General features: G+C 33.8%; 12 protein-coding genes. 4 read left to right on the forward strand and 8 right to left on the reverse strand.

Annotated features, from left to right (window positions below; genetic code table 11):
• The 5 genes from ACP6PK_RS01060 to menA all read right to left on the reverse strand — a co-directional run.
• Positions 1–209 (reverse strand): hypothetical protein (locus ACP6PK_RS01060; RefSeq protein ID WP_426557008.1); only part of this gene is annotated, 209 nt, incomplete at its 3' end.
• Positions 190–1,134: an o-succinylbenzoate synthase gene (locus ACP6PK_RS01065; protein ID WP_426557010.1), complete on the reverse strand. Its 945-nt coding sequence runs from the start codon at positions 1,132–1,134 to the stop codon at positions 190–192. The genes ACP6PK_RS01065 and ACP6PK_RS01060, both read right to left, overlap by 20 nt.
• Positions 1,135–1,488: 354 nt before the next feature.
• Positions 1,489–2,310, reverse strand: coding sequence for a 2-succinyl-6-hydroxy-2,4-cyclohexadiene-1-carboxylate synthase (gene menH / locus ACP6PK_RS01070; RefSeq protein ID WP_426557012.1), 822 nt, complete (start codon positions 2,308–2,310; stop codon positions 1,489–1,491).
• Between the two features lie 322 nt (positions 2,311–2,632).
• A complete protein-coding gene (gene msrB, locus ACP6PK_RS01075) occupies positions 2,633–3,031 on the reverse strand; it encodes a peptide-methionine (R)-S-oxide reductase MsrB (protein ID WP_426557014.1) in 399 nt (132 codons plus the stop codon).
• Between the two features lie 404 nt (positions 3,032–3,435).
• Positions 3,436–4,332, reverse strand: a complete 897-nt coding sequence (menA, locus tag ACP6PK_RS01080; protein WP_426557016.1) for a 2-carboxy-1,4-naphthoquinone phytyltransferase — start codon at positions 4,330–4,332, stop codon at positions 3,436–3,438.
• 528 nt (positions 4,333–4,860) lie between these two features.
• Between menA and ACP6PK_RS01085 the strand changes: the two genes are divergently transcribed.
• From ACP6PK_RS01085 to menD, 3 genes are all read left to right on the forward strand, one after another.
• Positions 4,861–6,357, forward strand: coding sequence for an isochorismate synthase (locus ACP6PK_RS01085; RefSeq protein WP_426557018.1), 1,497 nt, complete (start codon positions 4,861–4,863; stop codon positions 6,355–6,357).
• 833 nt (positions 6,358–7,190) lie between these two features.
• Positions 7,191–7,736, forward strand: coding sequence for a hypothetical protein (locus tag ACP6PK_RS01090; protein ID WP_426557020.1), 546 nt, complete (start codon positions 7,191–7,193; stop codon positions 7,734–7,736).
• 257 nt (positions 7,737–7,993) lie between these two features.
• Positions 7,994–9,745, forward strand: a complete 1,752-nt coding sequence (gene menD / locus ACP6PK_RS01095; RefSeq protein ID WP_426557022.1) for a 2-succinyl-5-enolpyruvyl-6-hydroxy-3-cyclohexene-1-carboxylic-acid synthase — start codon at positions 7,994–7,996, stop codon at positions 9,743–9,745.
• 153 nt (positions 9,746–9,898) lie between these two features.
• Here menD and ACP6PK_RS01100 read toward each other — a convergent pair whose 3' ends face one another.
• The 3 genes from ACP6PK_RS01100 to ACP6PK_RS01110 all read right to left on the reverse strand — a co-directional run bounded on the left by ACP6PK_RS01100 (position 9,899) and on the right by ACP6PK_RS01110 (position 13,086).
• Positions 9,899–10,114, reverse strand: coding sequence for a hypothetical protein (locus ACP6PK_RS01100; protein ID WP_426557024.1), 216 nt, complete (start codon positions 10,112–10,114; stop codon positions 9,899–9,901).
• 585 nt (positions 10,115–10,699) lie between these two features.
• Positions 10,700–11,017 (reverse strand): glutaredoxin 3, encoded by a 318-nt coding sequence (gene grxC, locus ACP6PK_RS01105; RefSeq protein ID WP_094671898.1) that lies wholly within the window; start codon positions 11,015–11,017, stop codon positions 10,700–10,702.
• Between the two features lie 1,301 nt (positions 11,018–12,318).
• Complete coding sequence (locus tag ACP6PK_RS01110) at positions 12,319–13,086, reverse strand: PspA/IM30 family protein (protein WP_094671896.1); 768 nt, start codon at positions 13,084–13,086, stop codon at positions 12,319–12,321.
• 1,695 nt (positions 13,087–14,781) lie between these two features.
• On the opposite strand from ACP6PK_RS01110, the gene ACP6PK_RS01115 reads away from it, so the two are divergent.
• A complete protein-coding gene (locus ACP6PK_RS01115) occupies positions 14,782–14,865 on the forward strand; it encodes an IS630 transposase-related protein (RefSeq protein WP_094672200.1) in 84 nt (27 codons plus the stop codon).
• Positions 14,866–15,077 lie beyond the last annotated feature (212 nt).

Genomic DNA, 15,077 nt, shown 5'->3' on the forward strand with positions numbered 1-15,077 from the left:
TTCGACTCCCGCCGACAGATACCAGAATCGAAATTTCTACTTCTGCCAGAATTTTCTCTCAGACCAGAGAAGATTTTCTCGGCAAAAATTAGTAGGTAAGTAAAATATTCTATCTCCCACAAATATATAGATAAGGTTCGACTCCCGCCGACAGATACGAGAATCGAAAATTTATTTTCTACTTCTAACTTAATTTTCTCTATTTTCATCAAAAAATTGGGTGATCCCAAAACCAAAAGCACGATTTTTTATTAAGTTTGGTTGTAATTCTGTGGCAAGTTTAAGTCCTGCTTTTCTGCCAATATTTGTTTCAAATACTGAAGAAAAAACTGCATCAATAGAATGATTTTTGCAAAAGTTGTGAAGTTCTCTTCGCGAACCAAAAATAGCAGGTTTAATCACAAATATTTCGCGCCAACCCTGTTGATAATATTGCTGCATTTTTCTGAGGTTTGCAACAGATTCATCTAAAGCAATAGAGGTAGAGTAGGAATTACTTAATTCCAACATTTCCGGAAATTTATCAACAGATAAAGGTTGTTCAATAAATTCAATTATCTTGAGATTTTCGCAAATTTCTAACCATTGCTTTGCCTCCTCAAAAATTAATCCACCATTAGCATCTAATCTCAGATTTATTTCAGTAGGCAGTTCTTTAACTAACTGCTGAAATATTTCTAGTTCTGTTTTAATTTTATCAACTCCAATTTTCCATTTGAAAGTTCGATATCCCTCTTGCCAAAGTTGCTGCCAAATTTCTAAAGCTGCTTCTCCTCCTGGCAATAAAGCACTGTAAAAATTCTTGCTCAATTCTTCCTTTTCCTCTACTTGTACTTGTTGAAAATTTTCCCAGGCTGACTCAAAGCCAAATTTACAACTAGGTAAATTATCGGGAATAGAAAAAATAGTTTCTTTTGTTATTTCTTTTGGCAACTGGTGACAAAAATCTAAAGCTTCCGACAAAGTTTCCGACCCAAACCAACTTAAAGGTGCAATTTCACCTAAACCTATTTTTCCAGTTTTACTGGTTAGTTGTAGAATAATTCCTTTTCTAACATCCCAGATACCATGACTCGTTTTGAGAGGTTGTTTGAAGTTACGTTTGTAGAGTGAAAATTGTAATTTGTAGTGCATGATTTGTATTGGAGCATTTTTTGAGAATATTTTTTTTGACAAAACTCACCACCCTACCTCTTGGATTAATAGTAAGATGAGATTTGCAGGTGAGAGAGAGAAATAAATGAGGAAAAAATCCTTTAATATTATTGACCAAACCAATAATATTGGTGTAATCTTTGCTTACTTCCTAACTACCTATTAAACCAGGGCTATTTGGTTCTAATTTCTGACTTTTTGTACATTAACGAAAATATGGCTTTTTAAGGATTGAAGGTTATATCAACTAATCTCTCAATCGTCACTTGATTCTAGAATGAAATAGCCCTACTATTAAACAAAGCTTTCAAGACTGATGGAGCCGGAATAGGTTTATACTTTCTTCTCTGTTCCTTTTATCAAAAAATTTATTATACTTTCAACCCATTCTCTAGAATTTTCACAGTGAATATTATGACCAGATTCAGGAATTATTTTCACTTTAGCAAACTGACATAATTCTTCCATTTCAGTGTTAATAGATTGAAATTTCTCATCATACTCTCCCACCATTAATAATGTAGGAATCTGATGATTTGATAATTTATCCCAAAGTGAAGGTTGATTACCTATTCCCAAATTTTGGAGAGATTTTGCTAAATCCAATGGATTATTTTCCAACCGCCTTCCTCTGACCTTTTCAAAATTATCATGTTGTCTCAAAGATTCAAACAATGGTTGATTATACCAGTTAAATAAAAACTTTTGAAAATTGCTATTTTCCAACTTATCAGCTAATTTTAAATCTGACTCATAACGAAGCGATCGCTCTACTTTAGTCTTTAGCCCTGGAGATGCTGATTCTAATATTATTTTTTCAAACCGATTCGGACAATTTATCGCCAGATATAATGCCAATCTACCACCCATTGAATACCCAAATAAATAACATTTTTCAATCTTTAAATCATCTAATAAATCAATCAATGCTTTAGCAGTATTTGGCATATTGTAATATTCTTCACTGCCAAAAACTCTAGTTTTTCCATGCCCAGGTAAGTCAACTGTTAGACAACAAAATTTTTCAGATAACTGAGGAATAATTTCTATAAAATCATCACTATTCCCCATAAACCCATGTAGTAATAAAATAACCTGTTTATTCCTTTTTTCAGTTAAAGAGTAATTAAATTTGTAATTTTTCTCATCAAACATTAATCAATAATTATGAAAAAAGTAATTTGATATAATGGATAATGAATAATTGCTAATTGATAACTATTTAAACGATGTATTGTAATTTTTAGCAAAACAAGCAAATATTGACTGTACAAAACTCTAACTTTAATTGGTTATTGTTAGAATAAGCAATTTAAATGCTTAGTAGCTTAATTAGAGATAGTTTTCATTATCCACTATTCATTATTTATTATCCATTAAGAACATTTCCGTACTTGATTGAATCAAGTACGGTTTTAATCAGAGGTAATGAATAATTAATAATTAAGGATAGTTTTAATTATCAATTATCCATTATTTATTCAGCTTTAACAAACTTCAGCGCAGCAGAATTCAAACAATAACGCAACCCTGTTGGAGGCGGACCATCAGGAAAAACATGACCTAGATGAGCATCACAATTATTGCAGAGAATTTCTGTTCTCCGCATAAATAAACTCCAGTCAGCTTCTTCCTTGATATTTTCTTGATTAATAGGTGTCCAATAACTAGGCCAACCTGTGCCAGAATCATATTTTTCTTCTGAACTAAATAGGTCAGTACCACAACAAATACATTTATATATTCCTTTTTCTTTATTGTTATGATATTCCCCTGTGAATGGTCTTTCAGTTCCCTTTTTTCTAGTTACATTAAACTGTTCTGGTGTGAGTTGTTCTTTCCACTCTTTTTCACTTTTTTGAATTTTATTAACCATGGCTTTAATGTTCCTTTTGATCAATTGTTATATTTGGCAGTACAACGTTTTTTAAAACTATATATTTTTGTACTTTACAAATCATAACATATTTTTTATAGAAAAACCAAATTTGAGCAATTAAATGGTCTTTAAAAAGTACCAGCTTTTTAGTTAATACAGTTAAAAAAATCAGCATTTTCGGGTAAGATAAAACGCATTTAAAATGCAATCCTTATTTGAATTCATAATTAATAAGGATTGTATTCTTAACTAGGTATATAACAAATATGTGGTTTAAATGCTTAACAGCTTAACGCGAGGCAGAGGAATCAAGAAACCATTATTTTGAGGATATTCTCTATAATTCCCCTAAACTCTTGACTCTTGACTCTTAACTATTCCCTATTCCCTTATTTTGAGATTTACAGAACAAATCCTAAGCCAAATAGTAACCCACTAAAAAAATGTAGATAAACTGCAATAAATTTACAGTTACTAACTTTTTCTGGTTGGTCGTGATGATTACTAACGTGACGACATAAATAAATAGCAAAAGGCAAACCAGCAAAACTTAATAGAGTCCAAACTGGGAAAAATCGTAAACCTACACAAATAGAAATTAATACAAAAACAATCCCGCAAGACCAATTTAATACTTGAGAACCTACCTTAGTTCCCATTCTCACAATAGGCGATCGCTTTCCTGCTGCTAAGTCATCTTCTACCTGATGAAAGTGGGAACAAAAGAGAATAATAGTCGTAGTAATTCCAATAATTATTGATGCAGTTAAACTGGTGATTGACCAAGCTTTAGTTTGACTATAGTAAGCAGCAGAAATTGCCAAGGGACCAAAAGCAAAAAAGCAGAGAATTTCTCCTAAACCTTGATACCCTAATCTAAACGGAGGACCTTGATAAACATATCCTAAAACACAACACAGCAATATTAATCCAATTACAGTTAAATCTTGCAACCACCAGCTAATTATTACAATTCCCAAAATACCTAAAAATAAACATAGATTACCTAGCCAAAAAATCAAGTCTTTCTTCCCAGTCAGGTTCACCAAAGAATGGTGTTTATTTTTATCAATACCTGTTTCCGAGTCAAACACATCATTACTAATATTCTCCCAAGCTAAAATTAAAATTGCCGATGTGATAAAGGTTAAAAAAATAGACCAATCAATCCCATTTTTTTCCCATAAAGCTATTGCTGTTCCTACCCATATCGGCATAATTGCTACAGTATACATAGGTGGTTTAATGGCAGCTAACCATAATTTTTTATCAGACTTATTTACTACTTGAGCTGTCATATCAGTTATTAGTTATTAGTTATCAGTTATCAGTACCTCTAGCTGTTTGCGCAGCATTCCGTAGGAAAGCCGGAGACTTGAAAGATGAAATTTCTTTTTTATTCCCTTGAAAGGAGAGGCATAAACCTATTTATTGGTCATCAGCTAATCTTAGTAATTGCTTAACTCTTTAAAGCTGTTTGTATAGCATTCCCCAGAAAAAGCTCAATACTAACCCTAAAAACAATGATAAATATTATCCAGAAATATTGTTTATTAACAACAATTTCTAATCTCTTACCACTTTAATTTGCCAGTAAGACCAAAATCTTAACAAAAAATAACGTAATTTATTTTTACTTTACATTTGACTTGATTTAGGCTTTCGACTTGCCTGAATAATCCCCTATCCCCTATCGTCACAAAAGGGATGTGAAAAAAGGTCTAATGTTAATTAATGCTAGGGGATAACTTTGGCCACTGTCCGGAATTGGACAGCCCCACCAATCACTCTCTCTGATTCAGTGAAAATTTGCTATTCTTATTTTCATGTCTGTAATACCAACTTCTGTTAATCTGTTTCAAAACTGCCAAGACCTGCATCAATTTCTGTTCAATTGTCAACAGACATTAACAGACAAGGTGCAGAAAAAAATAGTCAGTATTTCTCTGGAAATATTACCGCTAGATCCCCTAGCAATATTGCAAGAAATTTGTGAACCACATCAACTACATTTTTATTTAGAAAAACAAGGGATTGGAGAAAAAAATCTCTACAAAAATAGCTTGGCTATCGCTGCTATTGACGGTGCTACTCACTTGACTGTGAAAAGTGGGAATCGTTTTGCGCAGGCTCAATCTTTTATTCAATCATGTTTGAATAATACAATTTCTATAGGTGCGACACATTTACCTTATGCAGGTCCCCACTTTTTTTGTAGTTTTACTTTCTTTGAAAAACAGAGTCAAACCAATCTCAACAACTTTCATCAAAATGGGAATTACCAACAAAAATTATCTATAAATCCTCACTTTCCTTCAGCAACAATATTTCTACCAAAGTGGCAAATAGCTCAGACAAATAACCACAATATACTTGTAATTAATACAGTTATCAGCATCTCTATTAACATTGAAAATATTTCCCAGAAAATTTGGGATAAATTCCAGCAAATAACCCAGATCAAAAATACTCATTTATCAACTTTAACTAAACCTTATAAAAAACTTCGGAAAATCAACGTCAATCATTTACAAGAATTTAAAAAATCAGTTGCTTCAGCTCTAGACTTAATCAACTCAAATTCTTTAAGAAAAATTGTTTTAGCTCACGCCATAGATATATATTCTCAAACGAATTTTAACTTAATCAAATCCTTAAATAACTTGCGATTCTTTTATCCAGACTGCTATGTAATTTCTACCAGTAATGGCAACGGTCAAAATTTTATATGTGCAAGTCCAGAACGCTTAATTAGTATTAAGAATAATCAGTTAATTGCAGATGCTTTAGCAGGTTCCGCACCTAGAGGTAAAACTCCCAGTCAAGATGCCAAACTAGCCAATAGTTTATTATCTAGTGAAAAAGATTTACGAGAACATCAATTTGTCATAGATTTTATTATTAAACGTCTACAAGATTTAGGATTAAAACCCAATTACTCATCTCAACCACATTTACTACAATTATCAAATATTCAACATTTATGGACACCAATTACAGCAGAAATTTCTCAAAATATTCATCTTTTAGAAATATTGGCAGAACTTCATCCCACACCAGCAGTGGCAGGATTTCCTAGAGATATTGCTCAAGAACAAATACAGAATTTTGAAACTTTTGATCGCTCACTTTATGCAGCACCAATTGGTTGGATAGATCATCAAGGAAATGGGGAATTTGCTGTAGGTATTAGGTCAGCTTTAATAAATGGAGACCATGCTAGACTTTATGCTGGTGCAGGTATAGTTACTGGTTCTAAACCAGATAAAGAATTGGCAGAAGTTCAACTAAAACTTCAGAGTTTATTGAAAGCTTTAGTTTGAAATGCACATTCTGTAGGTCTAATTGTAATATCATGTGCAGTTGAAGAGTTATAAATAATTATAGCAATTCCCACAAAGAGAGAGATATCGACATTCCTTTGTTTTAAAGAGTACGGGAGGAGAAAAACCACTGTACCTCCGATGCTTGAGAAACGCGATAGATAGAAGTCATCAGGACAGATAAAGAATTGCTCGAAAGCATTTTTTTTTAACACTTCTTAGCAAATAATAATTGATTTTGCTTTTAAATTAGTTGTTAATACAAGGCAAGAAAAAAGGAATGAAGGGGAAATTTTGTTGATAGAAAAAAAATAGCGATAGTCCCAAAGGGAACTGGTTCACTAGGAATAAGAAATAGGGAAAAATATCACCTCAAATTGAATTTTTTCCTATTTTGTTTTTCTTTTGATAGTAAAGCCAAAATATTTTTCTCTTAACTCTGATTACTTTTTTACTTTTCTGACTCAATTAAAAATTAGACTTGTTGCTTTATAACTTAAAAAATCCCCAAAAAGCTTGTTCTGTAAGAATTATAGCTATTTAGAACTCAAAAGAGCTGGGAATTTTTGCTCTGTCTAGGTTTGAGCGATTTTTTCCTTTTAAGTGCTCATGCAAAATTAATTACAAACTTTATTCTACATCTTCAATATTATCCATAAATTCTCAATTATTTCTCCCTATCCTCAGTTAAGTGTTTCCTGTTCCCTCTCTCAACTAGGAAATTCCTAAAAGCACGACTACTTATTTACCTACAAGTCTATTATTTAAAGTAATATGTTTTATTATATTAAATATAATAGGTATATATAATTTAAAACTAAGACGTTGTAGTTATGAACACCTCATCAGTACGTACAACACAAGCAGCATTTCTACTGAATATATCAACAGGTAGATTACGAACACTACTCAATCAAGGCCGAGTCATCGGCGCTTATAAAGTCGAAAGAATTTGGATGATTCCCCTTAATCATCGTGGAATGCCAGACATTATACCAGGTAGTCGTGGTCCTGAAGGAACTTGGAACAAAAATAAACGTACAGGCAATACTTTTATTCATGTTCTGCGAAAAACAATAGATTACAACCGAGATAATGGCACTGCCTATCCCGCAGTTGCTGTAAAAGTAGGAGATAAAAAGGATTATTGCCATGCTCTGAAAATTAAGGGACCTTGCCAAATAGTTTATCAACCCCATCAACCAAATAAAAGTCAAGCCGGGGGAGCGCGTCTATGGATTGAAGTAGAATCCCAACATATAGTAGAACGACAATATTTTTCTGATGGAGATTATGGTCCGCCACCAGAAGTATTACAGCAGAGGTCAAAAAGTAAAGGATTCAAAAATAGAAAGAAAAAGTCAAAAATTCAAGTTTAGGAAAGAAGCAGTTAGAGATAACAGAACGTAGAAGATTAATTAGGGACTTCCAAATTAAAAAATATACAATTACCTTGAATTTAAGGAGTAGGGAGTAGGAAATATAGGGAGCAACACAAATTAGGTCTAGTTCAAAAATTGGATAATTTATTTTTTACTATTCCCTTACTAATATTCTATTGTTTCTTTCAGTTATTCAATACTGTCTTAAACCTTTTTGGCTTGACGTATTACTATTCAAGATTCACAACTTAACAATGTCAATTGATTTTATAAATATCAATACAGTATGGGCATCCATTTTAGTAGAAACACTACAACATTTAGGATTAACCATAGCAATTATCAGTCCCGGTTCTCGTTCTACACCTCTAACATTCGCCTTCGCTACCCATTCCAAAATTGAAACTATTCCCATTCTTGATGAACGTTCAGCAGCATTTTTTGCCCTAGGAATAGCAAAAAAAAATCATAAACCTGTAGTTATAGTTTGCACATCTGGTACCGCTGTAGCTAATTTTTATCCAGCTATAATAGAAGCCAAAGAAAGTCGTATCCCACTATTAGTTTTAACCGCAGATAGACCCCCAGAATTACGAAATTGTCATGCTGGTCAAACAATCGATCAAGTTAAAATATATGGCAATTATCCAAACTGGCAAATTGAACTAAGTTTACCTTCAGTAGAACTAAAAAGACTGGAATATTTAAGACAAACAGTTATTTATGGTTGGGAAAAAACCTGCTTTCCTAAACCCGGACCTGTGCATTTTAATATTCCCTTCCGAGACCCTTTATCACCCATACCCCAACCAGAAGCTATCGCCTTAGAATCAAAATTCTCCCAAAACTTTTTTGCTGCTGTCAAGCCTATTTGCACAACAGAATTTATCCCAAATTTTGACTTAATAGAACTCTTAAAAAATCAACTTAAATATCAGCAAGGGATTATAATTGCAGGTTTAGCACAACCAGAAAAACCTGAAGTCTATTGTCAGGCGATCGCTAAAATTTCCCAAACTTTAAACTTCCCTGTTTTAGCCGAAGGTTTATCGCCTCTAAGAAACTACTCCCAGTTAAATCCCTATTTAATTAGCACTTATGATTTAATTTTAAGAAATCAGAAATTAGCAGAAAAACTCATTCCTGAAATAGTCTTACAAATCGGAGAATTACCAACAAGTAAACAACTAAGAAGTTGGCTACAAGCAACTAATTCCTACAGATTAATTATTGACAAAAGTGACCATAACTTCGATCCGCTTCATGGCAAGACAACTCACTTACGAATCTCAGTAGAACAACTAGCAAAAATTTTTACTCCTGAAATTACCCTGGATAACTCTGATATAAATTACTTGAATTTATGGTGTAACTATGAAGCAAAAATTAGAGAAAATATTGACAAACAAATGTCAGCAATAAATCAGATATTAGAACCTAAAACTTCTTGGTTAATATCTCAGACATTACCAAAAAATACACCAATATTTATTGCTAATAGTATGCCAGTTAGAGATGTAGAATTTTTCTGGGTTCCGAATAATTCCCAAATTCAGCCATTTTTCAATCGAGGTGCAAACGGAATAGACGGTACTTTATCAACAGCTTTAGGTATAGCTTATTCTAATCAAAGTAGTGTCATGTTAACAGGAGATTTAGCACTTTTACATGACACCAATGGTTTTTTACTGAGAAATAAATTAGTTGGTCATTTAACTATTATTTTGATTAATAATCAAGGAGGCGGAATTTTTGAAATGTTGCCCATAGCTAAATTTGAACCACCTTTTACAGAATTTTTTGCTACTCCCCAAGATATTAATTTTGCTGATTTATGTAAAACTTATGGTCTAGAACATCAAAAAATATTTTCCTGGAAGGAATTACAACAACTTTTAAATCCTTTACCAAGTAGTGGAATAAGAATTTTAGAATTACAAACAAACCGCCAACTTGATGCTAGATGGCGGTTAGATAATTTAGATAAATTTGCAGCAGGTTTTTAACTTAGGAAAAAATTCAAAAAGAGGTTTGAAAATTGGCAACTACTTTGAAAAATCATAATTTAGCTGAGTCAATATTTGATGCAATTTGATATCAGTTGACACAATGGTTTAATTATTATGATAAATTACATAGGATTTTTTGTTTACTGGGGTTTAGACTAGGGCAACCCTATCTAAAATTTGGAAACTTTTGTCGTTAAGGCTTATAGATGCCCTAACCGTATCTCCAGAAAATAGGTTATCAGGAGAAGGAATTGATAAAAAATGAGTAATAATTGATTTTATGATGGGATGTTGGGAGATATCTAGTACACCCCATTCCCCCATCTCCCCATCTCCCCATCTCTCCACACTCCCCCACTTCCCCACTCCCCTACTCCCCTACTCCCCTACTCCCCTACTCTCAATCTATAATTTTAAATAGATCCCTTCAGGGGTTCTATAGAAGCAATACTTGACATCTCCAGGGGTTGAAACACCCTGGATTCCGTGGTTTACCCACCGCAAATGGGATAAATCCACATTTGCTTAAAGCCTGTCAACAGACTTCTAAACTCCTCGGCATAGACCAAAATCTAGCTGTGAGCTTACTTTTTTTTAGCTTTCACGAGTGGTTTTACTCAAGATGTTGGAGCAATAAATCGCTGCTTTAGCTGCCTGCTTGCTTTCAGCCGTCGTAGGAAATTAATTCCCCGTCTCCTGTCCACCGGAATTTCACCGCACTAGCGCTCTTGTCATGGCGACAAACCTTGTTCTTACTTGCTATCTCTAGTATAGCAGATTTTTACTACGGGTTAAAACCCGCGTGTCGTTATTCAACCAGCCGTTAAAACAGGCTGGCTAACTTCCTCCCGTTATTTTTTTAGGTTTTGGCAACAGGGATATTGCACATCTAAGTCCTTTCTATGAGTATAGAATCAGTTTTGCTGAAAATGCTACCCTATAATTTTTGATTTAGTCTGCGAGTATGTCAATCAATAAAGGCTCTAATTGAGCCTTGCGATCCAAAGCATAAATATCATCACAGCCACCAATATGTTGATTATTAATAAAAATCTGTGGCACAGTACGACTTCCATTAGCACGTTCAGTCATACTATTTCTGGCACTTTCATTGCCATCAATTTTGTATTCCATGTAGTTGACACCTTTCCACCAAAGCAAAAGTTTTGCTCTAATACAATACGGGCAAGTTTGCCAAGTATAAATTTCGACCTTTGCTTTTATATGTTCTGGATGACGACCAAGAATAGGGTTGAGAAAATGAAACATTTTTAGTAATTAATTAGGTGGTAATAAATTCGGCAATTTAGATAATTTGTAACCTATTTTAAGCCAAATGGCAATAAACTTGCCTTAGTTTCAATCTTTCTTGTTAATTTGATAACTTGACCAAAATTCTCTAAATATCCTGTGCTAAACTATTGTCTTAAATTATTTATTCCCTCAAAATTTAGTATCGATATCTTGTAGGTTTTGCTCTCATTTTCATTTGTGTTTGCATTTTCTTTCTGATGTATAGTTCTCTATAAATCTTGGAACAATAATGAGCAGTAAATACTACATTTACTATAAAAAAAACTAATACAAACAATAGAACTAAAAGACCTGATAAAGTAAATTTATGATAGAAGAAAGTAAAAAATAAAAATACAATAGAAAGAAAACCAGCTCCAGAGGCAGAAGAACTAACAATTAGCCAGCGCAAATTAGACATAGTTAAGTTAATAAATATTTTGAATTAATTAACAAGGTAAATTAAAATTATTTAATTATATATGAAAACCTGTTGCCACCATGATTTTTTTTAATCTTATTTTAATCCTTAATTGGTATCAATTAATTTCAGTTAAGTTGAAGAGCAAATAGAAGTAAATAATCATAGAATTTACTTCTATTTAACTTGAAGGTCATCAGCTAAATTTGGTTGACTCTCTCAAAAGTGTTTCAAACTTCTTCAAGTCGAAACATGGGAGTTGAGTTGGCTTTGGAGTTTAACAAAACTTTTGTTGTAGGTTTTTCTTGTGGAAAAGGTTATTATTTCATCCCTAGCTGTATAATACTGTATTAATTTAAGTATATTCTCTGTCCTATCAAGCTAGGATAGTTATTTATAAAAACCTTCTGTTCGATATTGAGAACAATTATTATAATTTTCCCTAATCTCCTACTACCTAAGCAAGTAAGTAAAATTAGATATAAAATAATCCTTGATAAGGAAGAAAGAATAGTAGATAAGAAGACGAAGCAGAAAGAGATTAAACAATTTCTATATTTTACCTAACACTTACATATTGGTGTGATTTTTTTACATACACCTACTTATTATTTAGAAGTATTTAACCGAAAATGATATGAAAATTCAAGAAGAATGTAGATAGAAAATCAACCTAGATCACAATTAAGACCAGGATTAATCCCACATTGAAGCTATTCGCCTCTTGTCTCCTGTAAAAGTTGTGCTTTTCATCTCGTGCAGCGAAACAAACATGGGATTTATCCTGGAGAGAGCTAAATATCTATCAAAGCTAAAAGTCTTAGTGTAAAGATCAATTGAAATAGAAAATTAAAGTTTACATTTTGTCAAGTTGTTTACGCAAATCCTCCAGCTCACTATCAACGTCCGATTTTTCTGCTGAACCTTGATGAGAAGCTGGTAATTTACCCTGAACTGCTGAACTCTCTGTAAGTTGTGCCTTCATCGCTGCCAACTCATCATCAACATCACTACTAGCTTCCAACTTTCGGAAATCCTCTTCCAAACCACCACCACCAGCTAACTCTGCTGTAGCTTGGGAACGAGCCTCCATTTGCAAGACCTTTTCTTCCATCCGGTCAAAAGCTGCCATTGCCCCGCTAGTATTAATAGAACCCATTGTATTATTAAGTTGCTCCTGAGTCCTAGCAGCGGTCATTCTCGCCTTCAACATATCCTTCTTAGTCTTAGCCTCAGAAATCTTACCTTCTAAAGCTGTCAGATTCCTTTTTAGAGTTTCTACCTGAGCTGTTTGACTGTCCAAAGATAGTTTTACAGTGTTTGCTGTTTCAGAATAAGTCTTCTTACGCTGTAGAGCTTCCTTGGCCAGATTTTCATCTCCCTTTTGCAGAGCTAACTGTGCCCGGGAGTACCATTGATTAGCTTGAGATTCAGCTTGATTATACTGTTGTTGGCTACGTTTCTGAGTAGCAATAGCGCTAGCAACTGCCTGACGCAATTGGACTAAATCTTCCTGCATATCAATAATAGACTGTTCTAGAACCTTCTCAGGGTCTTCAGCCTTATTTACCATCTCATTAACATTAGCTCTAACGAGACGACCAATCCGATCAAATAATCCCATAATTTTATCTTTCCTTTTAATTGACCATTTGTTTAAGTTGGCTCCCAGCTTCCGATTAGAGATACTAGCTACTCTGGGCCAAGCTTTTGATTAGTTGATTAGGGAAAATTTACCCTATAATCCTATAATTATAATATCCATTTTAAGCTGTTCTTTGTCCGTAAAGCCTAGGCAGACTTGAATGTTTTTGAGGGAAAAAATGGCTGGAACCAAGAGCAATAAAAGAAATACCTCAATATGCTAAAAATATCTCAAACATCTACAGGGCTTACCGAAAAATTGGGTTTAGAGCCTCCCCCTTTTAGGGGGACTTTGTGTTATGCTAGAAAAAGTGGAAAGGTATTCAACCACTCTAAAAACCTAGCTACTTAATCAGTAGCGCCATTTACCTTGAAAACTGCGGTCAGACCCCGCGTCGCCGTCAGCTCGCTTACGGTGCGACCCCGCGACGACGTTAGCGAAGCTCCTCTGAAAGAGGCAAGTCGCTTGCGGAACGCGCACCAAGAGAGGGAATGCTGACCAAGAGAAGAGTTATGGGGTTTTGCACTCCGAATGCTTGTGTATGGAAAAGCTCTAAGCAACAAGTACCAGAGAACCAAAGTTTTTTTAGGTTTGAACTGTACCGTAGGGCATACGGGAACAGGCTCTTGAAATAGAGTAAACGCTTGGGGAGAGAACCATCTCTGGCTTAGGTATCGCTTGCGTATCTGATTTAAGTGGACTCATTGAACCAAGAATCCTGTTTTCAGGAGAATCTCCGCGCCTAACAGCCGGAGAGTATGTCAAACAAATAGACTACATATAGAACCCCTAAGCGTATCTCCATAAAATAAGTCCTGGTGGAGAATTAATTGATAAAAAATGGGTAATAATTGATTTGATGATTGGATGAGTGGGAGATATCTAATACACCCCATCTCCCCATCTCCCCATCTCTGCACACTCCCCTACTCCCCCACTCTCAATCTCTAATTTTAAATAGATCCCTTCAGGGGTTCTATAGCCCCTACTAATTTAGCTGATTGCTGAGGCAAAGCTCTGCTTTTCATAAGGAAAAAAAGATCAACTATTTGAGAAAAAACCATACATAGGAATAAAATCTATTCACTTTATTCTAAATCAAGGTTATCGTCCAGGAATAGTTTTAATTGATCCAGGTTATGGTATCGGACACAACATTTCTGAAAAAACTCGAAGACAGGAAACTAAATTATTTAGGAGGAGTAGCAAAAATATAGAAAGACCGCTAGAAATAGAAGTAGAAATATCCATCGTTTAAATATTCACTTTTTATATCGAATTAAGCAGATTTGATATAAAAAAATGTTCTCTTCACGATCACTATTGCTAAATATGCACGCCGATATCCTCATCTCACCAAACTCTCTATTTAATTAAACCGATGCTATCGGATTTGATATTAGACCTATTCGTAATAATTTTTCTATCTCTTTGTCTTCAAAGAACTGACTAAACAAATATAGAGGACGTGATACCATTCATAACCCCGAAGTTAATTCAAGCTTTAATTACCTATCCTGATGTAATTTTTTCTCCACTATTAATTCCTAATTAATTTATTGTTGATGGTTGATTATTTCTAATATTCCTATCTCATCAATTATAGTCGTTTAACTTAAGGATGAGACAAAAACAGAGCAAAATTTTCAAATAGAATTGAGAGTAGTTTAAAGAATGACTTATAGCTTAAATGTAAGACAAAAGGTAATAGATTACATAGAAAGTGGTGGGAAGATAACCAAGGTAGCAAAAGTATAATGTATGCTCCTGCACATAAATCTTTAGATGAAATTATCCGTTATTATTGGGTAACTTAATGTCTCATTCTTAAGTTAAATAACTATAGTTCTGCTAGTATACTCAAATGGTCGAGATTTTGAATTTTTATTTCTTCAATTATAGTAGTTTAACTTAAAACCCACATTCCGCACGACAAAATGTAGTACACAAAGAGTGGGAAACTTGAGTAA

This window comes from Dapis hubbardiae BLCC-M172, assembly GCF_050016015.1.
GTDB lineage: Bacteria > Cyanobacteriota > Cyanobacteriia > Cyanobacteriales > Microcoleaceae > Trichodesmium.